This is a genomic window from Photorhabdus kleinii (genome assembly GCF_025384885.1).
In the GTDB taxonomy this organism is placed as follows: Bacteria; Pseudomonadota; Gammaproteobacteria; order Enterobacterales; family Enterobacteriaceae; genus Photorhabdus; species Photorhabdus kayaii.
In genome coordinates, this window is record NZ_JAJAFY010000003.1 from 99,618 (window position 1) to 122,606 (window position 22,989).

The 22,989-nt window shown below is 38.6% G+C and carries 17 protein-coding genes; 5 read left to right on the forward strand and 12 right to left on the reverse strand.

The window, feature by feature from the left end; all coding sequences use genetic code 11:
* Positions 1 to 78: 78 nt before the first annotated feature.
* From LG003_RS03575 to LG003_RS03585, 3 genes are all read right to left on the reverse strand, one after another.
* Positions 79 to 615, reverse strand: coding sequence for a GNAT family N-acetyltransferase (locus LG003_RS03575; protein ID WP_262980162.1), 537 nt, complete (start codon positions 613 to 615; stop codon positions 79 to 81).
* Positions 616 to 949: 334 nt separating this feature from the next.
* On the reverse strand, positions 950 to 1,435 hold the full coding sequence (locus LG003_RS03580; protein ID WP_229015797.1) for a bactofilin family protein: 486 nt from the start codon (positions 1,433 to 1,435) through the stop codon (positions 950 to 952).
* Between the two features lie 1,011 nt (positions 1,436 to 2,446).
* Entirely contained in the window at positions 2,447 to 2,842 is a 396-nt protein-coding gene (locus tag LG003_RS03585) for a hypothetical protein (protein WP_262980163.1), read from the reverse strand.
* A gap of 539 nt (positions 2,843 to 3,381) precedes the next feature.
* Here LG003_RS03585 and LG003_RS03590 point away from each other — a divergent pair.
* Positions 3,382 to 3,657 carry a FaeA/PapI family transcriptional regulator gene (locus tag LG003_RS03590; RefSeq protein WP_112876683.1) on the forward strand — a complete coding sequence of 92 codons (276 nt, stop codon included), beginning with the start codon at positions 3,382 to 3,384 and terminating at the stop codon, positions 3,655 to 3,657.
* A 205-nt stretch (positions 3,658 to 3,862) separates the two neighbouring features.
* Entirely contained in the window at positions 3,863 to 4,318 is a 456-nt protein-coding gene (locus tag LG003_RS03595; protein WP_112876684.1) for a GNAT family N-acetyltransferase, read from the forward strand.
* A gap of 126 nt (positions 4,319 to 4,444) precedes the next feature.
* Here the strand turns inward: LG003_RS03595 and LG003_RS03600 are convergent, their stop codons facing one another.
* Positions 4,445 to 6,391 (reverse strand): autotransporter outer membrane beta-barrel domain-containing protein, encoded by a 1,947-nt coding sequence (locus LG003_RS03600; protein ID WP_262980164.1) that lies wholly within the window; start codon positions 6,389 to 6,391, stop codon positions 4,445 to 4,447.
* Between the two features lie 426 nt (positions 6,392 to 6,817).
* On the opposite strand from LG003_RS03600, the gene LG003_RS03605 reads away from it, so the two are divergent.
* Positions 6,818 to 7,273: an acetyltransferase gene (locus tag LG003_RS03605; RefSeq protein ID WP_112876771.1), complete on the forward strand. Its 456-nt coding sequence runs from the start codon at positions 6,818 to 6,820 to the stop codon at positions 7,271 to 7,273.
* A gap of 195 nt (positions 7,274 to 7,468) precedes the next feature.
* Here LG003_RS03605 and LG003_RS03610 read toward each other — a convergent pair whose 3' ends face one another.
* The 7 genes from LG003_RS03610 to LG003_RS03640 form a co-directional block, all read right to left on the reverse strand.
* Positions 7,469 to 8,254 carry an energy transducer TonB gene (locus LG003_RS03610; RefSeq protein WP_112876686.1) on the reverse strand — a complete coding sequence of 262 codons (786 nt, stop codon included), beginning with the start codon at positions 8,252 to 8,254 and terminating at the stop codon, positions 7,469 to 7,471.
* A gap of 81 nt (positions 8,255 to 8,335) precedes the next feature.
* On the reverse strand, positions 8,336 to 11,335 hold the full coding sequence (locus LG003_RS03615) for a TonB-dependent receptor domain-containing protein (RefSeq protein ID WP_192880987.1): 3,000 nt from the start codon (positions 11,333 to 11,335) through the stop codon (positions 8,336 to 8,338).
* A gap of 52 nt (positions 11,336 to 11,387) precedes the next feature.
* The gene (locus LG003_RS03620) at positions 11,388 to 12,875 is read right to left on the reverse strand and encodes a surface lipoprotein assembly modifier (protein ID WP_262980165.1); all 1,488 of its coding nucleotides are present in this window, start codon (positions 12,873 to 12,875) and stop codon (positions 11,388 to 11,390) included.
* Between the two features lie 94 nt (positions 12,876 to 12,969).
* Positions 12,970 to 13,716, reverse strand: coding sequence for a Slam-dependent surface lipoprotein (locus LG003_RS03625; RefSeq protein ID WP_112876688.1), 747 nt, complete (start codon positions 13,714 to 13,716; stop codon positions 12,970 to 12,972).
* A 778-nt stretch (positions 13,717 to 14,494) separates the two neighbouring features.
* The gene (locus LG003_RS03630) at positions 14,495 to 15,088 is read right to left on the reverse strand and encodes a tetratricopeptide repeat protein (RefSeq protein WP_262980166.1); all 594 of its coding nucleotides are present in this window, start codon (positions 15,086 to 15,088) and stop codon (positions 14,495 to 14,497) included.
* Positions 15,089 to 15,532: 444 nt separating this feature from the next.
* Positions 15,533 to 16,126 carry a tetratricopeptide repeat protein gene (locus tag LG003_RS03635; protein WP_262980167.1) on the reverse strand — a complete coding sequence of 198 codons (594 nt, stop codon included), beginning with the start codon at positions 16,124 to 16,126 and terminating at the stop codon, positions 15,533 to 15,535.
* A gap of 42 nt (positions 16,127 to 16,168) precedes the next feature.
* Entirely contained in the window at positions 16,169 to 17,527 is a 1,359-nt protein-coding gene (locus LG003_RS03640) for an MATE family efflux transporter (protein WP_262980168.1), read from the reverse strand.
* A 680-nt stretch (positions 17,528 to 18,207) separates the two neighbouring features.
* Between LG003_RS03640 and LG003_RS03645 the strand changes: the two genes are divergently transcribed.
* A complete protein-coding gene (locus tag LG003_RS03645) occupies positions 18,208 to 19,482 on the forward strand; it encodes a bifunctional O-acetylhomoserine aminocarboxypropyltransferase/cysteine synthase (protein WP_112876690.1) in 1,275 nt (424 codons plus the stop codon).
* 415 nt (positions 19,483 to 19,897) lie between these two features.
* Positions 19,898 to 20,692, forward strand: coding sequence for a glycoside hydrolase family 16 protein (locus LG003_RS03650; protein WP_262980169.1), 795 nt, complete (start codon positions 19,898 to 19,900; stop codon positions 20,690 to 20,692).
* Between the two features lie 61 nt (positions 20,693 to 20,753).
* Here the strand turns inward: LG003_RS03650 and LG003_RS03655 are convergent, their stop codons facing one another.
* Positions 20,754 to 22,847: a TonB-dependent copper receptor gene (locus LG003_RS03655; RefSeq protein WP_262980170.1), complete on the reverse strand. Its 2,094-nt coding sequence runs from the start codon at positions 22,845 to 22,847 to the stop codon at positions 20,754 to 20,756.
* Positions 22,848 to 22,989: the final 142 nt, after the last annotated feature.

The following is a 22,989-nucleotide window of genomic DNA, read 5'->3' on the forward strand; positions in this document are numbered from 1 at the left end:
GAATTTCCAAGATACATATCTATGCAGCAATAGTATAAAACATCAAAGTAACGAAAACCAGAAAAGAGAATAACGCTATTATTGACGAATCCGGTAAAGCACATGTTCATGAAGCGGGTGCCCATCCGGTAATGAAGGATGCAAAAAAGTATTTTCATCTTTTACCATGCCAAGCCGCTCCATAACTTTTTGAGATCGCAAATTGGAAATTGTCGTAAATGCAACTATTTCCTCAAGTTTCAATTGGGTGAAAGCAAAATTCAATGCCTTACGTGCTGCTTCATTGGCATAATCTCTACCCCAAAATGGCTTATTAAGACGCCATGCAATTTCAACACAAGGTGAAAACGGTAATTCCGCTATAGGAATATTCAAACCGACAAAACCAATAAAATCCCCGGTTTCTTTCAGCTCCACAGCCCATAATCCCCAACCTCCCTGTTGCTCAAATCTCTGGATAATTCTATCCACCATGGTATTACTCTGTTCCGCCGTCAAGGTGGTAGGAAAATATTCCATGACTTCTACGTTACTATTCAAATAGCAAAATGGTAATCTGTCTTCCTCTCTCCATGCCCGCATGATTAATCTGTCTGTTTCCAACACTACAGCCATATTCTCCTCCTCCCAATATTAGTTAACAAACAGAACACCTACCTATACGGCATACCACATACTTTAATCAGAGTCATTAAAACAATTAAATAGATATACCCGTTATCTTTCAAGTTGCCTCTTTGTTGGCTGCACTCGCTCACCCCGGTCACATAGTTTGCTATGCTCCCGGGGATTCACTCCCTCGCCGTCGCGATGCATCTTGAAATCCATAGGGTATAAGATTACTACAATAAACAAAACTAAAGAGAAAATAGAACAACTCGTTAAAAACTAACAGGGAAGTGGCCCGTGCCGGAAGGATCTGAATCAGATGTCACACGGGCCTGGTTTATCAAGCACTGGTTTTTACCGTGGCCTTATCTTTAGATTTATCATTATTGGTATCTTTTATTGGCACAACACGTTCAGATGCTGTCTTGTTTTCAACCTGTTCCGATTGCCCAAAAAACAGGCCTCCACGCTTGATAGACATACTGCCGCAACGACTGATTCCGCGCAGCTCACCATGTTCAAGAATATCCAACGTTGCTGCACAGCAAGTCCCCACAACGTCACCATCAATAATGATTTCTGGCGCGCTAAGTTCACCTTCAACCCGTCCAGCATGCATAATGCGGATCGCGCCCTCTTTCACCCGGATATTGCCAATCACTTTGCCCCAGATTTGTATATCACCTTCTACATCAATATCACCCTTAAATACCGAACTTTTGGCAACAATAGTACAACGACGAGCTTCTGCACCGGCGTTCTTTTTATCATCAACAAATTGAGATACCGGCTCAACAGCCGCTGCCTCTGCTTTTTTTCCAAACATAGTTTTTAATCTCGACCTCATGTGAATAAAGCAAAATATTAGAGCCAAAAAAGAGAGAATCGCTGTCACTGCACAGCCAAAAAGATTACCCGCCAGATAGAATCCCAGAGCAATGCTCCACATGATCCATATACAGCTCAAAAAAATGTTGTCCGAAAAACGATGTTTTGCCATGTTTGTTCACGTTTTTGTTATTTTTCATGCTTTTTTCGTTAGAAAATACAAAACTAAAATCACTATTTTAACAGAGCAGATAACAATCAATGCTAAAGGAAAGCAGGTATTTACAACGTTATTAAACGGTTAAAAACCTATACCCGTTATCTTTCAAGTTGCCTCTTTGTTGGCTGCACTCGCTCACCCCGGTCACATAGTTACCTATGCTCCCGGGGATTCATTCCCTTGCCGTCGCGGTGCATCTTGAAATCCATTGGGTATATATTCATTCTTCGATAATAATTAACAAGGAAAAATTAACATTAAAATAGATGCTTTATATTTATAATTGTTAACATAAATCAACAATAAAGTCACGTTATTAATGTTTAATTTTATTTACAGATGATGTATTGCAAGAATATTTCTCAATTAATATTTACTGATATTTATCTAACAAACATCTTACTTATTTATATAATAGAATTAATTTATTAAAAATATCAATATTACTGTGCAAGAAAAACACAATTAATATCCAATAAATCAATTACTTTTATGAATAAATGACTCAATTACAACCTTATAACATTAATTATAGATTGGATAAACCATCATAAATTACTCATTTAAACTATATCATTATACAAAAAGATTAATATTAAAAATATTTTTTATTTATTTCTATTATTTACTAATTTTATATTAATATAGAAAAGAGATAAGATTGATATGAAAGTAATTCAATATTGAGAGATATAATGAATGAAAAATTATATAGTGGGGATAACTTAAACACCAAAATTTTATTGAAAATAATCAGACCTCACTTGTCTCACAATCAAGAAATAGTTATTAAAAAGTAAAATTTATCATTAATCTGAATATATGAAGCTTCTTTCGCTGGCACAACTTCAAAGATTTATCAGTCTTATTAGTCACCCAAGGTAAAGCCAGCAATATTTTCAATGTTGCCTTGGATAATAACTGGTGAACTACTGGTTGTAATCTGCAATTTACCAAATGGTTCTCAAGACTTTTATGGATTGAAGCTCTCGCTTTTTTCAATACTACGTTGGAAAATTTCCCCTGATTGATAGTTTTACCAAGAAGATCCTGATCGGTAGAATAAGGTATAGCAATAATAGCGCCATTAAAGGTCACTGTGATATAGCTTCGATCAGCTTTATTTGCAACAGTCACAACACTCAATATTAACATGGCCGCTATTATAATTTTATTCAGTTTCATTTCGAATTATTACGATTATCTAATAACGATTAATATCAGCATAAAAAAACAACATATTTTAAATAAATAATTTTATTGGTGATCCTATTTTAATCTTATCAAGATTAGAAAAAATTTGATGTAAGGAATAAACCATAAAAAATATTTATATATGAAAAATGACCCTATCGACCTTTAAAGTATTACAGAATAATTCAATTAATAAAAACAAAAAATACAAATCCAAATAATTTCACAACAAAATACTTAGATAACATTTCAATACGATCATTTGCGATCTATAGTGTCGCAAATTATATCTATATAAGAATAAAATACTTTATGCAATTTGTTTTTCAAATTAAAAGATCTAAAATTTCAATTTTTCGATATAATCGTTCTGCATCGTATAAAAACCAACCTTGACAAAACAGGATATACCCGGCAATTCTTTATGACTGAATAGGACATTCAGATTGCCCTCATGTGTTGAAATTAACCGTTGGATTATCCTAATTGCTCAAGATATCCAACTGGGTTCAATAAAGCCTGGAGTTAATATGGAAAACCGGAAAGATTCGACTCAACCTTCCCAGACGGATCAAATACTCAATGTCATATCCGAATTATGTACTATTCGTAAAATGCAAGCGGCTCCCCCACCAGAATCATGGCCTAGTACGCGTGATGTAGCGGAACAATGCGATTTCACCATCTACAAAGCACGTTATCTGTTATTGAAACTGGCTAACAAAGGATTAGTTATGGTAACTCCGTCTCCCATTAAGAATTCTCTCCGATGGTATATACCGGAAGACAAAATTAAATCTATCTAATGTCAAACAAATCTGAAGAAAAGGATGTCTGCTCTGTGCAGTAGGGCCAGTCTATATAGTCGAAAACTTGAAGAGACGACATACGGCCCTATGGTGTTATTCATTCAAATCGCTATATTCTTTCTATGATAAAAGTCTCAACAACGCATTCAAGTGCAGAGATATCATAATCAATTATTATCATTTTATTTCAGAGGAAGCCAGAATGGAAAAATTGCATCGTTGGGAAAAGGATGGATATGTTGTCACTACAGATAAAAATAAATTAGATATTACGATCATACAACAGTTTCTAACGAACTCCATTTGGGCAGAAGGGATCGACAAGGAGACAGTTAAGTTGTCGATCGAAAATAGCTTGAACTTTGGTCTATATAAAGATACTCAGCAGATAGGATTTGCTCGTATCGTGACTGACTTCACAACCTTTGGTTATCTTAGTGATGTTTTTATTTTAGACGACTATCGAGGATTAGGATTAGGACGTTGGCTAATGACATGTTGCCTGGAACATCCCCAAATAGCACAGCTTCGTCATATTATGCTAGTCACTTCTATGGCGCCGTGGCTGTATGAAAAAATGGGTTATTCCCCGGTAAACGAAGAAAACTTTGTTTGGCAAATTGTCCGACCTGATATTTACAAACAACCTAAGCTATAAAGTAGTCATATCAATTAGTCATGAAAAATGCCCGACAAGGTGATCGGGCATTACTGCGACAACAACCACACTATTGCGATAAGCAGGAAGCTATTGTTTTATCAACTTGTATCTTTTAACCAGAAATTAGAAACTGGCATTAACACCTAAGCTGAAAGCATAAGTGTGATTCTGAACATCACCATCATTACGTGATATTGACACAAAAGCGCCCCAATCTTTTGTAATAGCAGCATTCATGCCGATAACGTATTCACGCCAGTTGGTGTCCTGCTTTTGACTTTCACTAACGAAAGATGTCTCAGTTGAGTTAATGGCACTACTAATCTGATAACGACTATCACCGAACTGGTGGTTAAACCGAACTTCAGCATAGGGATTAAAACGACTAAAATTGGTGTCCAGACGCCAGCCTAATGTTCCGACCTGAGAGTCGTAACGTTGATCGCCGAAATGCATAGCCGTGCTGCTCTTACCTGATTCACGATAACCTTTAACATAACTCTTATCCCAAGCGTATTCGATAATCGGGCTGGTCATGACTGTAGATATCAGCGGAATATCCCAACCCGCAGTAATGCGTCCGCCCCACTGATGACCGGTAGTCGAAGCATGCTCCTTGCGCAGCCACTCATTGAGCACAATACCACGCGTAATGTCTTCATATTTCATGTCCAAATAGTGAAGATCGCCGCTAATCCAACCTTTATCGTAGTAACGCCATAAGCCATAAGTGGTGAAGACATAACCACGACCATCAGCGTGAAAATGATTAACTGAGCGTTTATCCTGATAACGAGAGATCATTCCCCCCAACAGAATATTATCCGTGAGCTGATAGTCACTACCCAGAGTCAGTGTGCTGTTGTGATTACCACTATAACCACCGAATACGCCTATTTTACCTTGGTCATTACCCACGCTACGTAGCTGCTGCAAACGGCCGTCAAGAGAAGCAAGCGCCCCCTTCACCGGCACATTGTTGGTATTCGTCAGTGACATAGCCTGATGTGGAGCATTAAGGATTGAAATAGTGTACTCACCAATCATACGCTGTGCGTTTGGAGTTGGATGAAAATCGTCAGCAAATAAAAAGAGTTGATTGGCATCAAAACCGGGAACATCGGAATAACAAGCACTGGCATTAACAGTCCGAGCACAAGCATAACCTACTGTATTGGAAAAACCATAACGTAAAGGATTATCAATGACCTCATGTAAAAGTGCATTAACATCAACTCGAACAATATTGCCGCCCTTCTGGCTAAGTTCGATATCTTCTAATTGGTTGTAGCTATCAACCAGCTCTGACGCACTACGGCTTACTTTTTCATAAGTACCAAACAATTGTTGAGTTATCTCCTCCGCTTTTTTAGCATCCCCCCCTGAAGCTTCAAGTCCGATATTTTTGAAAACACCTTGGATAACTTGAAGACGGGTGCCTTCATCGATTGTTGGATACTTGTTGACTGCCGCATGAACTTTATCCATCGCCTCCTTAAGTTTGCCTGAGGTAACTTTAGATTCTAGCCCTCTAGAGATAATGGTCTCCATAAGCTTCGGAGTGACACCAACATCAGGAACCGTAGGTACGATCACCAACCCAGCCCCCGTATTGAGAAGCGTATGTACCTGGAATGCAGCGGCTTTTGCACTCTTATCAATTATTCCTTGCGCTTTACCCAAATCTCCCAATGCCGCCTGAATATCATTACCACCAATCCAGTGAACATACATGCCATTAGGATCAGCACGACCACCGTGGCTTGCCAGATAATTATCTACCTGATTTTGAGTGTTGTGATCTTTATTTAAATCAGAAACAGCAGTCGCTCCACCTACTGCGTAATTATTCCCCCCACTATTAGAATTGGTCAATTTAGTCCCTAAGTGTTGAGCAATAAGATCATTATACAACTTACTGGTTGTACCATTGATCGTATATCGACCTCCATTTCCGCTGTCACTCAAACTATCACCAAAAACATATAGCTGGTCATAAGTGTGTGCATTAGAAATTGCACTTATCGAAAGTGCTAACACGCCTGGTGTAAATATAAATGCCCTTTTCATTAATATGATCCTCAAGAAGTTATTTTATATTTATCATTGAACTAGCCGTTCAACTAAAATGATCAATCCGAATAGAAACTACGTTAATGAGATATGACGCAGTCCCCTTTTTGATTAACCAATACCTCATTATAGTTAGCAACAGAGAGAATCCCGCACTGTTTTTTTAGGTTTTAAAGTTTAGTGTTGCTTGATTGTTCAATTAATCAATTTGGTTAAAATTCAACTATCTATAAAAAGTAATATTAGACCAAATTGATTCAATTCTCTCCTCTGCTTCATGAAATAGATCACAAAACAGACAGAATAAGATTCTGATAGGAATAATGGATAGCTTTAAGTAATATCTGAAGCGATCCATCACTACAAACGTGATAGCATCAATTCATCTCAGTTCAGAAAAATAAAAGATTAAGAAGAATGAATATGAAAATTCAGCAAGCAATGAAGGCCGATTTCAATAAACTGATCGAAATCTGGGAAGCCTCGGTACGAGCAACACATGACTTTTTATCTGACGAATATATTAATCAACTACGCCCATTGATTCTGCATATCTATTTACCGATGCTGACGGTTTATAAAGCGATAAATGATAAACACGAAATTGAGGGTTTTATTAGCGTTGATCAGCATCGAGTTGAAATGTTGTTTATCACTCCAGATTCCCGTGGCAAAGGCATCGGCAAAACATTGCTGAATTTTGCTATTAGCGAATTAGGTATCAATGAACTTGATGTTAATGAACAAAATGTTCAAGGAGTAGGTTTCTATCAGCACCAAGGATTTAGCGTTTTCAACCGCTCAGAAATTGACGGTCAAGGTAATCCGTTTCCGTTATTACATATGCGAATTGAACGGCCGAACGCCAAAGCTATCTAACTCACACTATCCCCACATGACGCCACTATTATCAAGGCAGCGACAGTCTCTTCGCTGCCCAAACCTATACCCGTTATCTTTCAAGTTGCCTCTTTGTTGGCTGCGCTCACTCACCCCGGTCACATAGTTCTCTATGCTCCCGGGGATTCGCTCCCTTGCCGTCGCGATGCATCTTGAAATCTATAGGGTATATATTTATTTCAAATTAAATTCTATTGCTAAGGTAAGCTCTTTTGGCAAACCAGCCGGTTTCAATCCTACCGATCGAGCTTGTTGAATCGCCGCAAGAGCAGCCCGATCCAATTCATCAGCGCCTGAACTCTGTACTAATTGGTGATTCGTCAAATCGCCACTATCCAGCAAGCTAAACCTGACCTGAACTATCCCCTGTTGCTTCATTTTCTTAGCCCGACGCGGATAGCGTTTATGTTTTTCAATTTCACGACGCAAGGCAGCCTGATAGCTTTGTAACTCATCAGCTCCCACGCCCGTCATCGGTTGACTGGTCGTCGCCTGACGGGCGCCTGCTTGTGAATCCACAGCATCTCTCCCCGCTAACTGAGAGTTACCTTCCGTTTGCTCTGCCTGTTTTTGTTGAGGCTCTTCTACCGGTTTTTTCTGTGGCTGAGATTTGTCCTTCGGTTTAGCATCCACATGCTTTTCTGGCGGTGGCCTCGGACGTTCCTGTTTGCGTGGCTTATCCGCTGGCTTATTAAGTACTATTTTTGCCTCATGTGGTGATTCCGCTACCACTATCTCTGGCGGTAACGGGGGAGGAATAGGTTCCGGTTCTACAGGTTGTTCCTGTCCGGCCGGTGCTGCCGAAGCAACCATTTCTATTGACATACTAATTATTGGCGAATTCACTGATTGATTATTCGCACTGTCATCACGCAGTAAATGCCGCGCCATAAATCCAACAATACCCGCATGTAACAGTAAGGAAGCACACAAGCCAATATAAATACGATTTTTCATCATAACTTCAAGCCATCTTTCCGTTCATTATCTGTGGAGATTGCCAGCGCGCTTAACCGCAACCGGCAAATCTCCTTTAAAGAGTCAGAACCGACTGGTGACACTAAGCTTAAACGTCCGACCAGGCGCTGGCATCATGGAACGCGTTAACGGGTCCAGATAATAGCGATCGGTTAAGTTGGTGCCAGATAATTCAACGACTACATCTGGCGTAACCTGATAATTAATATAAGCATCTACAGTCATTACCGAATTCCAGCGCATCGGATTATTACTTATCCCTTTATAAACACCGGGCATTTTTTTCATTAACCATTTTTCATCCTTATTCTCCACACTGCTATGGTATAATACTCGGCTACCGATCTCTAAATTTTCATCCAATAACCGGCCACCAATATTCAGATTAAGAGAATAACGAGGTGGAATAGTTGTCCTTAAAAAACCACCGGGAAAACCGCCATCAATACATTCAGGAACACCAAACTGGTTTCTTGGATCTAACATAAGCGATGCAGTTTTATCACAAACTTTATTCTTAAGATTATAAGATAGGCCAAAATGGGTAAAGAAACTACCGTTATCATAACGTCCCTGTAGTTCTAAACCGGATAATTTCTGTTTATCTAGTTGAGTAAATACAAAGTTACTGTCACGATCAAAAACATGCTCAATGACAGTATTGTAATAAGCGAATCTAATATCCGCATTACGCTCCGCACCCAATAACTGACTTAAATCATGCACATAACCCACTTCCACTGTTTTACTACGTTCAGGTTTAAAAGCGCGTGCTGGTTTATCAGTCAAACCGGAGGAAAAGCCAACGGTATCTTCAAAGATACTCGGCATACGTACTGCTTCGGCATAACGGGTATAGATACGTGCATTATCAGAGATATAAGCCGTTGCGGAAAATACCGGCGCCCAAGCATGATCTTTACGTTTAGGTTGTTTAGACCAACGCTCCTGCTCACTTTTTGCTTTATAAACACCACTATCACCAGTACTCAATATTTCTCCAGAGTCATCAATATAACGGCTATTCTGCTGAACGGTACTGTATTCATATTTATACACTTCTTTATTCGTCACAGGATCAATAACGCGTTCGTTCATATCAAGTTTCCCATTAAAATAGGGATTATTTTGTTTATATAACTTACCATCGTCATGATATTTCCAAAGCACGTCTACCGGTACCATAGGGCGAAGAATTGAATCTCGTGTTTTTGAACTTGTAAATTTTTTATCAGTGTATTCGTTAAATTCATCATCAGTCAGACACTCAAAACATTCATCAAACTTTTTATATAGTTCAGCTTCCCGGTCGGTAAGTGTTCTCAGATATCGCAACCCTTGGCCAACCAACTTTTTATCCTTACTATAACCAATATCACGAGCCGCCAAACGTTCATTTAAAAAATCATCCTTAGACCAATAACTGATTCGCCTAGCGCCGGCACTTAATGCCAGCCACGGGGTAGGACGCCAGTCAAAATTAAAGGCAACATTATTCTCCTGACGGCGTCCTTTTCTTGGTGGTGATCGAAAACTAGAAAAATTCTTCCCTTCATAATCATCATGAGAACCTAAACGTTCCTGTTGCAGACTAGCTGACAAGGTTAAATCTAAATTTGAGGTCAATTCGAAAGCATTAGAGAGATCAATTCCCCAACGGTTATTATGGGTATTAGTAGAAGCAGTATCTACCAGACGACCATCTTTATTCGGATTTCTTTCCTGCCGCCCCCCCACATCCCAAGCTTCATCCCGCTCTCGCGGTTCACGTGGATATCCCCCGGCAGTATTGGTATCGCTGATAGTACGGGTAATCCAAAATTTCATATCAAAATCAACCCATTTGTTCCCGTCAGGTTTCCATTTATAATCCAGATTAAATGCCTGCTGATGTACATTCGCCAGCGGCCACTGTGGTACAACATTATTTTCAGCCCGAACCCAACCAAGCCGCGAAGGCATAATCTCCCCGTAAATCGTTTTAGTATCGCGGATACCAAACCCAATCGTCTGTTGATTAGCCAGATACCAGGTATTTTTAAACAACCAAGACTTCATTTCACTGGAAGTATTCGGCACCTCATTTCCAGGGCGATATATACGTGCCACAAAAGGCAGATAAGGATCATATGACCGGGTCCCACCATCAAGGATCTCTATATCCTTTTTATTAATGGGCTCATCATAGCGATGAGCACCACCCTTGCCGGCAAAATAGTTTCCTTTACTGCGATAACTATAAGCTGCCATTAAATCAAAATATTCCTGCCGGGTACCTATCGCCAGACGTATCGCATTATCTTTTAGGCCCAATAATTTATTATCTTTTGAAGTTTTTGGCGTAATTTCTAACGCAGGATCAACATAATTAAATCCTTGATTAAAATCGGGAACATCTCGATAATCTTGTCCCAATTGTAGATGAGGTACACGTTCCTTAACTGCATTGCTGCTGGTTTCCAATTTCAAGTTAATACCGAATTGCTCATCTATCGGTACCACATCATCAATACCCAGAGTTTTGATCATTACCGCCCCACCGATCGAACCTTTTACTCCACGTGTCAATGATGGACCTTTTTCTATTTCAATGCTGCTGATCAAATTAGGATCAATATAGTTACGATTATTCGCACCGTTATAACCACGCCAGGTGGTAATTGCCTGTTCAGTACCGTCAATGGTAACAGGAACCCGCCCCTGCCCCTGAATACCTCGAATATTAGGATCTAATGCGCCACTGTTTCTCGAATCACCACTAAATACGCCAACTGCACTTTTTAAAACATCCGCCGGTGAAGCGCCCTTATAGCGTTCTACCAAATCCTTACCCAAGTAAATATTGGTAATATCTTTATCATAAACCGCATCATAACCTGCCTCATCTTTTTCACTGGTCGCTGAAACGTTAATTTTACCGAGGTCAGCCTTATTTTCAGCGGACTGTTTAGATGATTGAGCCGGGGTTACTAGTGTTTCTGCATCAGCACGATAAGGCATCATACTGTAGGCCAACACCAGCATGAATGTTATTTTGCTATATTTATTATTTAATTTATACATAATCATTATCTGCCATAGTGTGGATTGAAATAACTTGTTACTTCAACCAGTATCAAAAATACTTTTCAAACTTGACTAACACTTCATTCTTATTATAGGAATAGAGCCAATCAACATTACTACTATTTTTTCTAAATCGATAAGTAATTACTGGGGTTAAACCGAAAACTTCAAATTTAGGCATACTCACAATTGCCGCATAGAATTGTTCATTATCTTTACGACGTGCATTTAGAGGTACGCTGTAATCACCAAATTGCCGCTGGCGCAATGCAGTAAATACCACTGCATTAATTCCCGGATACAATTGAGTGGAAATGCCTGCTCGCACACCTTTTTGCTGATAATCATCTACTCTCTCAACACTGGTTTTATTAACCCAATCCCCCCCTGCAAAGGTAATGGTTTGATCAGTTAAATAATAAGATAAGGTGGCATAAACAGAGGTCATATTACCGTCATTATGATTATAAAGTTTATGATAACGAAACTGCTTATATTCTCCTTCCAAATTCAATACCAGATTTTTAGATAGAATATGCATCCATTCGGATTTTATTCCCGTAGTACGATAACGAGAATGGTTACCAACATAATTAAACTCAACAACTGGCCCTATTAGGAAATCATCCTTTTGCGCTTTATAGCTATAGCCCAAATAAGCAGAAGTGGTATTTTCATTCTCCTCACTATGATAACGGTAACTTTCTCCATAAGTCATCGAGCGTAAAAAGACACCGTGGTGACCACTCAGCGGATATATCTTACGCAACGTAGCATCATAACTTATACCATTTGCTTTCTTTGCCATAGGCAAATTACGTTCAACTGCGCACTCACCATTTTCACGATAAAGTGTGCAAACAGGAGGCTTATCCGGCGACATATTCGTGTTATCGTTAAAGATATATCCCACGGAAAAAGACCCACGCCAAGCATTGCGAAAATTAATCGCCTCCTGATAATTAGTTATATTCTTAATGACTGCCGGTGGTAATTTATTTTCATAATCGCGACTAGCCGCTGAAATTTCATTAAATAGTAAACTAGCTTCTCTATTTTTTTGATTCTCATAATAGACTCTAGCTAACTCTAATTTAGCACGGGTAAAATCAGGCTGTTGCTGCAAGATGGCCTGATAATGCTGTTCTGCTGCTGCCAAGTCACCCTGAGAGCGCGCCAGATTTGCCCGAGCAAAACGGACCAATTGGATATCATGTCCAGGTAACTTCTGGTATATCAACAAAAAGCGCTCGACATCCTTCACTTGTTGATGATTAATGGCTAAATAGAGCGCCTGACCAATATCATTCACATTATTCTCAATACTAAAAGTCTGACCATTAAGTACTATCGATAAATGATCCGTTTTTTTATTTACAGTTTCATCCGTGACCAGCGCTTTTTCTTGATCCTGTAAATTCCGTTGTACGTTATGCCACAATCTTCTACCGGTATCTTCATCTGCCAGAACCAAAGAGGGATAAATAAACAAGCAATTGATCAATATGGAAAAACGGATAATGGGTATATTTAACATCGGAATATCACTGCTTCATAGTCGAGCCGATAAATAAACAAAATAAGACAAAGCCCATATGAACTTTGCCTTATTCAGCTAATACAAATTCATATTATGGATTTTTAGTTCCACCAAAGGCAGTATCTTTACTGTGATCCGCATCAAATTTAGCCACCCCAGCTAAACTAGCTGCATTATCGCCAAAGAAGTGACCGCTGTTTGTCCCTACAACATTTCCAGCAGTCGCCCTACCCGCAAATGAACCATCTGTTCTAATCCTAGAATTAATACCAACGGTCAATGCACTATTTGCTATTGAACCAGTAAGCCTTTTCTGACCGAAATCAGCAGTAAATGTCCCATGCAGGGCATTGCTACCACTATATTGGTTAATTCCTTTAACCGTATAAGTTGCTACGCCACCGGTAGGTAAATTAGTTGTCACATCTTTACCAGAATAATAGGCGGTATGAGTAGTATCATCTACCGTGCCTTTTTGTGACCATTCACCAAAATAAACATCAGCATTAGCCACTTTACTGAAATTGAACACCCCCATCCCACTATGGCTACCTGATCCCGGCATAGAAATTTTGTGAATTCCATTTGCATCCGCTGCGGCATAACTTGCAAGATTTGAAAAGCTAGTAATTTTCCCCCCCCAAATAGACTGAACTCCTATTCCCGGTTCTCCACCCGGAGTCGGATGACCTCCACCACGTGCATCAGTCACACCTACCTGGATACTTTGTTTCTGACTATCAAACTGTTGTGTTTGCCCAAAACCTGGATCAGCCATAGCTTGTGTTACTAATCCACATGTACCTAATACTGCAATTAACACTTTAACTTTGTTCATAGCATATTCCTTATGTTAACTAATTAAATGTTAGAGTATTGCTTATTACATAGTTTTAGCACCGTCCGAAGACTGGCGCGCATATTAACGTACTTTTAATAAAAAATGAAATGATAATCATTATCATAAAACAATCGTATCTATTTGTATAGAATGGCAATTAATAAAGCTAACTATTTAATTATTAAATAAATATTTACCATAACCTTAATATAGCAACGGATATAATCTTAGATGAATCACCCATAACGTGTGTAAAAAAATCAATACATATAGATGTATAAATAAGAAATTATTTCAATATTAAATTAATTATAATGTTATTGTTCACATGGTAACTATATAACACCAAATTAGCTATTTCACATTAATTAAGAAATACTTAACAATGATAAATAAAAATCAAAAATATATATCTCATCTAAATGATTTAAATAGGAAAAATTATTTTTCCAGATATAAATATATTTATTACGAGAATGATCACTAATATATAAATTATTAAATTCACTAAAACGAAAACATTACTGACATAACTTAAACTCTAACTAAATATCATTTACCATTGATGAAAAATTAAATAACCACAGTTTTTTAAAGTAAATTAAAATTAACTGTAATTTTTTATAAAATAAATAATCAAATGGCAATATTGATACTCTTTTAGCTCCAAGATGAAAGAATTCAATTAAGTTATTTAAATAAAATCAGAGAAATCCCCTACCTTTCGACAGGGAATTTATGTAGATATGATAGCTGTTAGGTTAAAATATGAGCATCACTCAGGCTCCTTATATCCCTGCTGTATCAGTATTATGTCCCAATGTTCTAATATATATCTAGATTCTTCATCCTCTATATCAGCCATCTTACGGAAATACATTTTTGCTTTCTCTAAATCTTGTGGAACGTTGCCGTCACCATGTAAATAAGTGACAGCAATACTGTTATATGCCCTTATAAGACCCAAACTACCTGCTCTTTCATAAAGTTCTATTGCTTTTTCCACATCTTGTTTATCTCTACCTTCATATTTATAAATTCCACCTAGCCAATATAAAGCCAACATATGATTTCCATCTAAGCTCAAAGCTTTCTCATAATAATATTTAGCCATTTGATAATCTCTTTCAGGTCTTACTAATGCACTATCACTATATAAACGCCCCAACAAAAAATTAGCATCAGCACTCCCTTTCGCTGCGATTTTTTCTAAGTTACGGAACTCCTTAACGGTTCTGGGTGTTTTCAGAGTAATTTCCTTATCCTCATAATTCATTCCTGTAAACACCGTTTTCGGAATATATTTTTCTATATTTTCCGCATATACATTAGAAACCAATAAAACCATCATTAAAATAATATATTTCATGAGATTGTCCTAAATTATTTATCAGAATACTCTGTAGCTGAACGAGGTTCATTTTGAACATTCTCAATCTTCAACTTCAAAGCCATTTTCCATTTTCTTACCAGAAGAAAGTATAGTTTCCTATTTTTCCAAAGGCAAATATATTATCAAATAGGAAAAACAACCATCCAAAATATAAATATATTACTTACTAAACTGAGTAAAATAAATATATTAAGAATGTAACTCAAATTCTGACTTAAATATAAATCTTTATTGATAACAGATTTAATAATCATAACCTTATAAAATGATTTTTATGAATAAGCTGTCAAATAGCAATATTGATAGTATTTTATACTAACTGAAAGAGTTAGATAAATCATTTAAATAATTTAATAAAATCCCCCATCTTTAGATAGGGAATTAAATGTAGATATAATAACGATCAGACTGATATGAATATCATTCAGGTTCTTTATATCCTAACTGTATCATTATGATATCCCAATGCTCTAAAGAAAACTTAGCTTCTTTATCCCCCATATCAGCTATTTTCTGGAAATATATTTTCGCCTTTTCTAAATCTTGTGGAACATTACCATCACCATGTAAATAAATGACAGACATATTATTGTATGCCTTTAAAAGACCTTGGCTACCGGCTCTTTCGTAAAATTCTAATGCTTTTTTTGCATCCTGCTTATCGCTATCTCCAGATTCGTAAACCACACCTAACCAAAATAAAGCCAATATGTGATTGTTATCTAAATCTAAGGCTTTCTCATAATAATATTTAGCTATTTGATAATCCCTTTCCGAACTTGGTAATGAAATATCACTATATAAACGCCCCAACAAAAAATTAGCATCAGCACTCCCTTTTGCTGCAAGTTTCTCTAAGTTACGAAACTCCTCAACAGTTCTGGGTGTTTTCAGAGTAATTTCTTTATCCTCATAATGCATACCTGTAAACACCGTTTTGGGAATATATTTTTCTATATTTTCCGCATACACATTAGAAGCCAATAAAACCATCATTAAAATAATATACTTCATGATATTGCCCTAAATTATTTACTAGAATACTCTGTGGTTAAGTCAGGAAACCAACCGAGAAATCATTCCTTTCTGTCTAACCTTTAATATGATAAACAGCAAAATAGCGTTCACAAAAAGCCCCAAAACCAACCCATACCAAAATCCTATAATTCCCATACTCTCGGTTACCCAGTTTGTCAAAGCTAAAACAAACCCCAATGGCAAACCCACTAGCCAATACCCGAATAACGGCGCGTAAAATACTGATCGGGTATCATGAAAACCCCGTAAAATACCGGATAAAGCCGCCTGGCAAGAGTCAAAGAATTGGAACAGGCATAACAGAAAGATTATGTTAAGCGCAATTATTATGACTCCATTATCGTTAGTATAGAGTGAAATAAATGAACCTGCGAAATAGTAGATTAAAACGCCAATAACTGCGGAAATAGATAAAATTAAAGCAATTGAGATCCTTATAGTACCTGTTAATGATGTTCTATCTCTCTTCCCAATATAGGAACCGACTCTCACTGTCACGGCGGCTGCAATCCCCCCAGTTACGGTATAGATGATAGAGGTAATATTAAGCATAATATTATGTGCAGCAATGACTTGAGCACCTAAAGGAGCGGCAGTAATAGCAATTACATCCAGAAATACCATTTCAACAAAAAGAGCCAATCCACTTGGCATGCTAATATAAAACGTCCTAATTAAATCATTATATTTTGGTAAACTGAAATCTGGCCTATAGCGACGATATTTATTCTTTAGCAAAAAATAGGCAATCAGACATACAGCACTTAGGTTATTAATAACCGCAGTTGTAATACCCGCGCCAATGCCCCCCATTGCTGGTAAACCCAGTTTTCCATAAATAAATATGTAATTTAATGGTATATTCAATAATAAAGCACCAGCAGATAAATACATGGCGGTTTTCGTATCTTCCAATCCTTGTAGAAATGAACGAAAAACATTAAATATCATAACACTAGGAACACCACATGCCATCGCAAGAACATAGCCCTGGGTAATTTCTAAAATATGCTCATCTATGCCTATGAGTGAAAGTAGCCAGCTAACTAATATTAATAAAATAATTATTGGTATCGAAAGTATCACCGCTAGAAACAAGTAATTTTTAAGACTTGCTTTAATCCCTTCGTCATCATGTTGCGCTTTCTGCTTAGCTACATCTGCTGCGAGCATGATAATCATCCCATATCCTAATACAAATATAGGAAACCAAATACTACTGCCTAATGTTACTGCTGCTAAATCAGCCGTAGCATAGTGACCAGACATCACAATATCGACAAAACTCATTGCCGTACGTGCTATCTGACTAACGATGATAGGGAAAGAGAAAAATAAAAGTTGTTTTAACTCCCGCCGGTTTGAAAACTTAGCCATAAGAATCCCATTAATTTATTGGTTAGTGCCAATATTGATCATACTAACAATAAATTACGACCAAAATCATTTAAAAAAGTTTGAAAAAATCAGAACGATGAGTATACCTTCTATTTTCGTTCAGGCAACAGTGAAGAAATAAATTAAAGCAATCTAACGAAAACTAACTATTTCACAGAAATTTTTGTGATCTTTTTAAAAGATTGAATATTTATTTAAGTATTTTGTTCCCATTTTCTATATTAATAGTTAATGTTACTTGGATGAAATTATTGAACTATTTTGTGATAACATCCACATTATTAAAAAAATAAAAATACTAACATAGCTAAAGCAAATAATTAGTCACTTTTTCAAATTATTTCTTTAATTAATAAAGAATTAGCGGAAATATCATGTCTATACAGATATCTGTTCTAATAGTTCATCAATCAAAAAGAGATATCAATTAAATTATTTATGAGCAATAGTAAGTAAGGCTATACCCTATGGATTTCAAGATGCATCGCGACGGCAAGGGAGCGAATCCCCGGGAGCATAGATAACTATGTGACCGGGGTGAGTGAGTGCAGCCAACAAAGAGGCAACTTGAAAGATGACGGGTATATGGTTTTAACAAAAACTGCTTACACCATCCATCAAAGACATATGTCATCTTACCGTAAAAGAAGAGATCGAAAATGAAACCAGAAACTCTTGCTATCCACGGCGGATATTCCCCAGATCCAACAACCAAAGCTGTTGCCGTTCCTATCTATCAAACGACATCCTATGCGTTTGACGATACTCAACACGGCGCCGACCTATTTGATTTAAAGGTTGAGGGCAACATCTATTCTCGCATTATGAACCCTACCAATGATGTATTGGAAAAACGGGTTGCTCTACTTGAAGGAGGAGTCGCTGCTTTAGCGGTTGCATCTGGCATGGCGGCTGTCACCTGTGCGATTCAATCCATTGCCAGCGCTGGAGATAACATTATATCTGTTGCTAAATTATATGGCGGCACTTATAACCTGCTGGCTCACACATTGCCGCGATTCGGTATTGAAACACGATTTGCTGAACACGACGATATCGCAGCATTGGAGTCACTAATTGATGATCGTACCAAAGCAGTATTCTGTGAATCTATTGGTAACCCGGCAGGTAATATTGTTGATCTGAAAAAATTTGCCGAAGTGGCTCATCGTCATGGCGTCCCTTTAATTGTTGACAATACTGTCGCCACCCCTGTGCTTTGCCGCCCCATTGAGCATGGCGCTGACATTGTTATTCACTCTTTAACCAAGTATATGGGAGGACATGGTAATTCTATTGGCGGCATCATTGTAGATTCCGGCAATTTCCCCTGGAAAAAACATAAGCAACGGTTTGCCATATTGACGACCCCGGACCCCTCCTACCATAACGTCGTTTATACCGAACAATTCGGCAAGGCTGCCTTTATCGGACATTGCCGTGTCGTACCGCTACGTAATATGGGAGCTGCACTGTCGCCTTTTAATGCTTTCCTTATCCTGCAAGGATTAGAAACTCTGGCATTAAGAATGGAGCGTCATACTGAAAATGCGCTGAAAGTCGCTCATTATCTGCAAGATCATCCTCAAGTTAGTTGGGTGAAATATGCCGGGCTGTCAAACCACCAAGAACATGAACTGGCTCAGCACTATATGAATGGGAAGCCATCAGCTATCCTCTCCTTCGGTATTAAAGGCGGGCAGCAATCCGGCGCACGATTTATTGACGCACTAAAATTGATTGTACGACTGGTTAACATTGGCGACGCTAAATCACTCGCCTGTCATCCAGCGTCAACAACGCATAGCCAATTAAATGATGAAGAGTTAATTAAAGCTGGCGTATCACAAGATATGATCCGCTTGTCAATCGGCATTGAACATATCGATGATATTATTGCCGATCTTGCCCAAGCGCTGGATGCATCTAAATAATTCAGAGTTACCCTATATACCCTATGGATTTCAAGATGCATCGCGACGGCAAGGGAGCGAATCCCCGGGAGCATAGCGAACTATGTGACCGGGGTGAGTGAGTGCAGCCAACAAAGAGGCAACTTGAAAGATAACGGGTATATACCCCGTTCTGGCGAGCGGGGTTCTATTTACTCACCATAATAACTTTCTTCACTGTATCTATTTCAATTCTTTCTCCCCAATCAATATTGCCGATTTTCATTTTCATCAATCAATATTAATTACGTCCAAAATAACTAAAAACAAAAAGCATAGGAGTAATAAATTAAGTCGGTAACCCTGTTGCCAATATTCGATTAAGTTACTCATCCTAGGAAAACGCGTCATAACGCCTAAATGGCTATTATTCACGTCAAACATACAAGGAAAATAGATGAAAATTAAGCTAACCCACACGTTGTTATTAAGTTCATTGATCTGCGGGTATGCTTCGGCAAAAATCCCCAATGAATTTAGCTCCACGCCCTCATTCGAAGATAATTTCGATGGCATAACACTTAATACCCAAAAATGGGATCACCGTGGCCTGGGCGTCAGAAAAAATTGTATTAATACTCAATCAGCAGTTATCGTGCGAAATGGTCATTTAACCATAAAAACCTATTCCGATAGTTCTTCTGGCAAGCTACAGAATTATTGCGGCATGATTTCAACACAAAAAAGTTTCCTACAAGCATATGGCTATTGGGAAGCCGCTATCAGATTCAATCGTGCAGAGGGTAATCAAGTGGCGTTCTGGATCCAGTCACCGACAATGGGTCACGATTTAACAAACCCAGAAAAATCAGGTGTCGAAATTGATGTATTTGAACATTTAGCCGAAGCGAAACAGGATCAATATGACCATGCTATTCACTGGAATGGTTATGGTAGCGCTCATAAGGAGTGGTCAAAGAGATTGTCTACAAATAAACTTGTTGATGGCCAATTCCACAAATTTGCTGTGGCATGGACACCAAGTGGTTATACATTTTATATCGATGATATTGCTCAAAATCTGTCAGGATTAGATCAAGTTCCAATTTCAATCGCCAACCAATATATTATTTTAAGCTCCGAAGTACCTCGCAGTTATCCAGCACAAGGTTATGGCCCGATAAATAAAACAACCGCAACATTCGATGTTGATTATGTAAAAGTTTATCCGTATATCGGTAATAAGAAATAGTCATCGATCAGGAAAAGGGAAAACAAATATTGGCGCCCAATAATTGGACGCCATTTTCTCATTAGAATTTTACATCTACTTTCGCCCACACTGTCCGGCCGGGTTCATTCACTGAGGTATTCGCTGAATAACCAAAGGTGCTATTACCGGCAAGGTTAAGGTGTTCGCTGTATTCTTTATCCAAAATATTGTCGATGCCAGCGTTCACTTTGACATTTTTGTTAACCTTATAGGCAACGTTGGCCGAAAGTACGCCGAAACCTGAACTATCTTGAAAATCTTTGCCGACAACATTCCCCTGCCCCACAGCAATCCGATGCTGGCTGCTCACCAACCGCCACAAACCGGTACTACTCCAATCACCACGTTCATAGGTCAATCCGAAGCGTGCTTCCAAAGGTGGGATCTGAGGCATTGGCTGGTTATCCGTCCGGTTTTCTCCCCAGGCATAGGCAAGGCTGGCATCCGTTTTCCAATGATCTGTCAATTGATAACCAAAGCCCATTTCTCCGCCCATGATATTGGCATTGATATTATCAGCCTGACTAATGCGGGCGTTTGTCGGGCTATATCTAAATAAAATGAAATCATTTACACGCCCTATATAAGCGGATACCCAACCATTAAAACGTTCTCCAGTATATTGAGCGCCAATATCAAGTTGAGTGGTTTTCTCACTTTTTACCCCATCAAAAGCACTGGCACTCCCCACCGGACCATATGTCGGCGAGAACAGTTCCCAATAGTCGGGGAAACGCTCGGTGTAACCAATACCGGCATAAAACATCATTGGCACATCAGCCAGAGTATGCTCTAAGCGCACAAAACCACTCGGCAAGGTATCATTACGCTCTTTTTCACTATTACCAGCAAATTTCTTTGCTCGGCTGCGATCAAGACGGGCACCGGTTATCAATTCGCTCTGTTCTGTAGCATACCAAGTTAGCTCACCAAATAGGCCATAGTTATAGAATTGAGCATCCTTTTGCCATACATTACCTGCTTTATTACGATGGATATTGGTTTGCGTATCTGCGCCACTTTCCAATTTGAAGTCTTGCCATAGCCAGGTACCCATGACTCGCCCTCCCACAACGCGACGATCCAGTTGCATAGACATACCGTGATTCATATTCATGTGCATACCACACATATGTTTACAACTCGAAGAAGGCATACCCATTGACATGGCGCTATTCGGAGAACGCAAAGTTATATTGTCCATAATATGGTTGGTATAGTTGTAATAAACTTGGGCTTCAACCTTATCAAGCACTTCACCGAGGTTAGATTTCTCAAAACGCACACCGAGACTTTCGCGTTTGAATTGCGAACCATCCATGCTACGTCCAGCATAACGAGCTTCTCCGTCCCCTTTTCCCGCGGTCAACTCAAGCAATGTATCTTTATCCGGAGTCCACCCTAACGCCAGATCACTATTCCATTTATCCCAACGTGAAGGAACGCGATACCCACCACCATCTTTGTAGTCATTTGAACGGGATTTATTTGCCATTAAACGTAAATATCCCAATTCATTGCCAATACTGGCATCTACATTGCCATCCCAACGGTCATTTGAACCCATCAATCCACTGGCATTGAATTTGACTCCCGGCTGATCAAATCGAGGATGTTCACGTTCAAATCTTACGGTCCCTGCGGAAGCACCAGCTCCCCACAACACCGTTTGAGGCCCTTTAATGACTGTCAGCAAATCATAACTTTCTGGCGAAATATAGGATGAAGGGGCATCCATTCTGCCGGGACAAGCTCCTAGCATTTCTGCACCATCAGTCAGGAGCTTAATTCTAGAACCAAACATTCCCCGAAATACTGGATCACCATTGGTGCCTCCATTACGGATTTGAGCAAATCCGGGTATGGTTTTTAAATAATCAGAGCCGTCACTTGCCGGAACCGGCTGACGGGGGGTTTTTGGCGAGGTGACAATTGACAAAGGAGAATGCAAAGGTGCTGTTACCGTGATCACATCACCATCATTGGTTTTTAAACCGTGCACATGATCACGTGAATCAGGTGAAGTTTCAGCCGCATAGCCATTAAAAGTCGCTAGCAGAAAAAGTGGCATCGCCGAACGGATACAATGGGATAGCCTATTTTTTTTATGAAGAGAATTTTTTTCGAACATCATCTTTCCTTAATGTGAATCCACCTTCCGAAGAGATATTTCTATCAACAGCGGAATACGTTATAGAATCCAACCAAATCGTTTTTGGTATGAACAGACTTTTCCTGACTCAATAATGAGCAGGACAAGACATTTCATTATGTTT

Bases quoted from the DNA above. Each gene is read 5' to 3' on its own strand.
- LG003_RS03575 (WP_262980162.1), bottom strand. From the start codon at position 615: ATGGCTGTAGTGTTGGAAACAGACAGATTAATCATGCGGGCATGGAGA.
- LG003_RS03580 (WP_229015797.1), bottom strand. From the start codon at position 1,435: ATGTTTGGAAAAAAAGCAGAGGCAGCGGCTGTTGAGCCGGTATCTCAA.
- LG003_RS03585 (WP_262980163.1), bottom strand. From the start codon at position 2,842: ATGAAACTGAATAAAATTATAATAGCGGCCATGTTAATATTGAGTGTT.
- LG003_RS03590 (WP_112876683.1), top strand. From the start codon at position 3,382: ATGGAAAACCGGAAAGATTCGACTCAACCTTCCCAGACGGATCAAATA.
- LG003_RS03595 (WP_112876684.1), top strand. From the start codon at position 3,863: ATGGAAAAATTGCATCGTTGGGAAAAGGATGGATATGTTGTCACTACA.
- LG003_RS03600 (WP_262980164.1), bottom strand. From the start codon at position 6,391: ATGAAAAGGGCATTTATATTTACACCAGGCGTGTTAGCACTTTCGATA.
- LG003_RS03605 (WP_112876771.1), top strand. From the start codon at position 6,818: ATGAAAATTCAGCAAGCAATGAAGGCCGATTTCAATAAACTGATCGAA.
- LG003_RS03610 (WP_112876686.1), bottom strand. From the start codon at position 8,254: ATGATGAAAAATCGTATTTATATTGGCTTGTGTGCTTCCTTACTGTTA.
- LG003_RS03615 (WP_192880987.1), bottom strand. From the start codon at position 11,335: ATGTATAAATTAAATAATAAATATAGCAAAATAACATTCATGCTGGTG.
- LG003_RS03620 (WP_262980165.1), bottom strand. From the start codon at position 12,875: ATGTTAAATATACCCATTATCCGTTTTTCCATATTGATCAATTGCTTG.
- LG003_RS03625 (WP_112876688.1), bottom strand. From the start codon at position 13,716: ATGAACAAAGTTAAAGTGTTAATTGCAGTATTAGGTACATGTGGATTA.
- LG003_RS03630 (WP_262980166.1), bottom strand. From the start codon at position 15,088: ATGAAATATATTATTTTAATGATGGTTTTATTGGTTTCTAATGTATAT.
- LG003_RS03635 (WP_262980167.1), bottom strand. From the start codon at position 16,126: ATGAAGTATATTATTTTAATGATGGTTTTATTGGCTTCTAATGTGTAT.
- LG003_RS03640 (WP_262980168.1), bottom strand. From the start codon at position 17,527: ATGGCTAAGTTTTCAAACCGGCGGGAGTTAAAACAACTTTTATTTTTC.
- LG003_RS03645 (WP_112876690.1), top strand. From the start codon at position 18,208: ATGAAACCAGAAACTCTTGCTATCCACGGCGGATATTCCCCAGATCCA.
- LG003_RS03650 (WP_262980169.1), top strand. From the start codon at position 19,898: ATGAAAATTAAGCTAACCCACACGTTGTTATTAAGTTCATTGATCTGC.
- LG003_RS03655 (WP_262980170.1), bottom strand. From the start codon at position 22,847: ATGATGTTCGAAAAAAATTCTCTTCATAAAAAAAATAGGCTATCCCAT.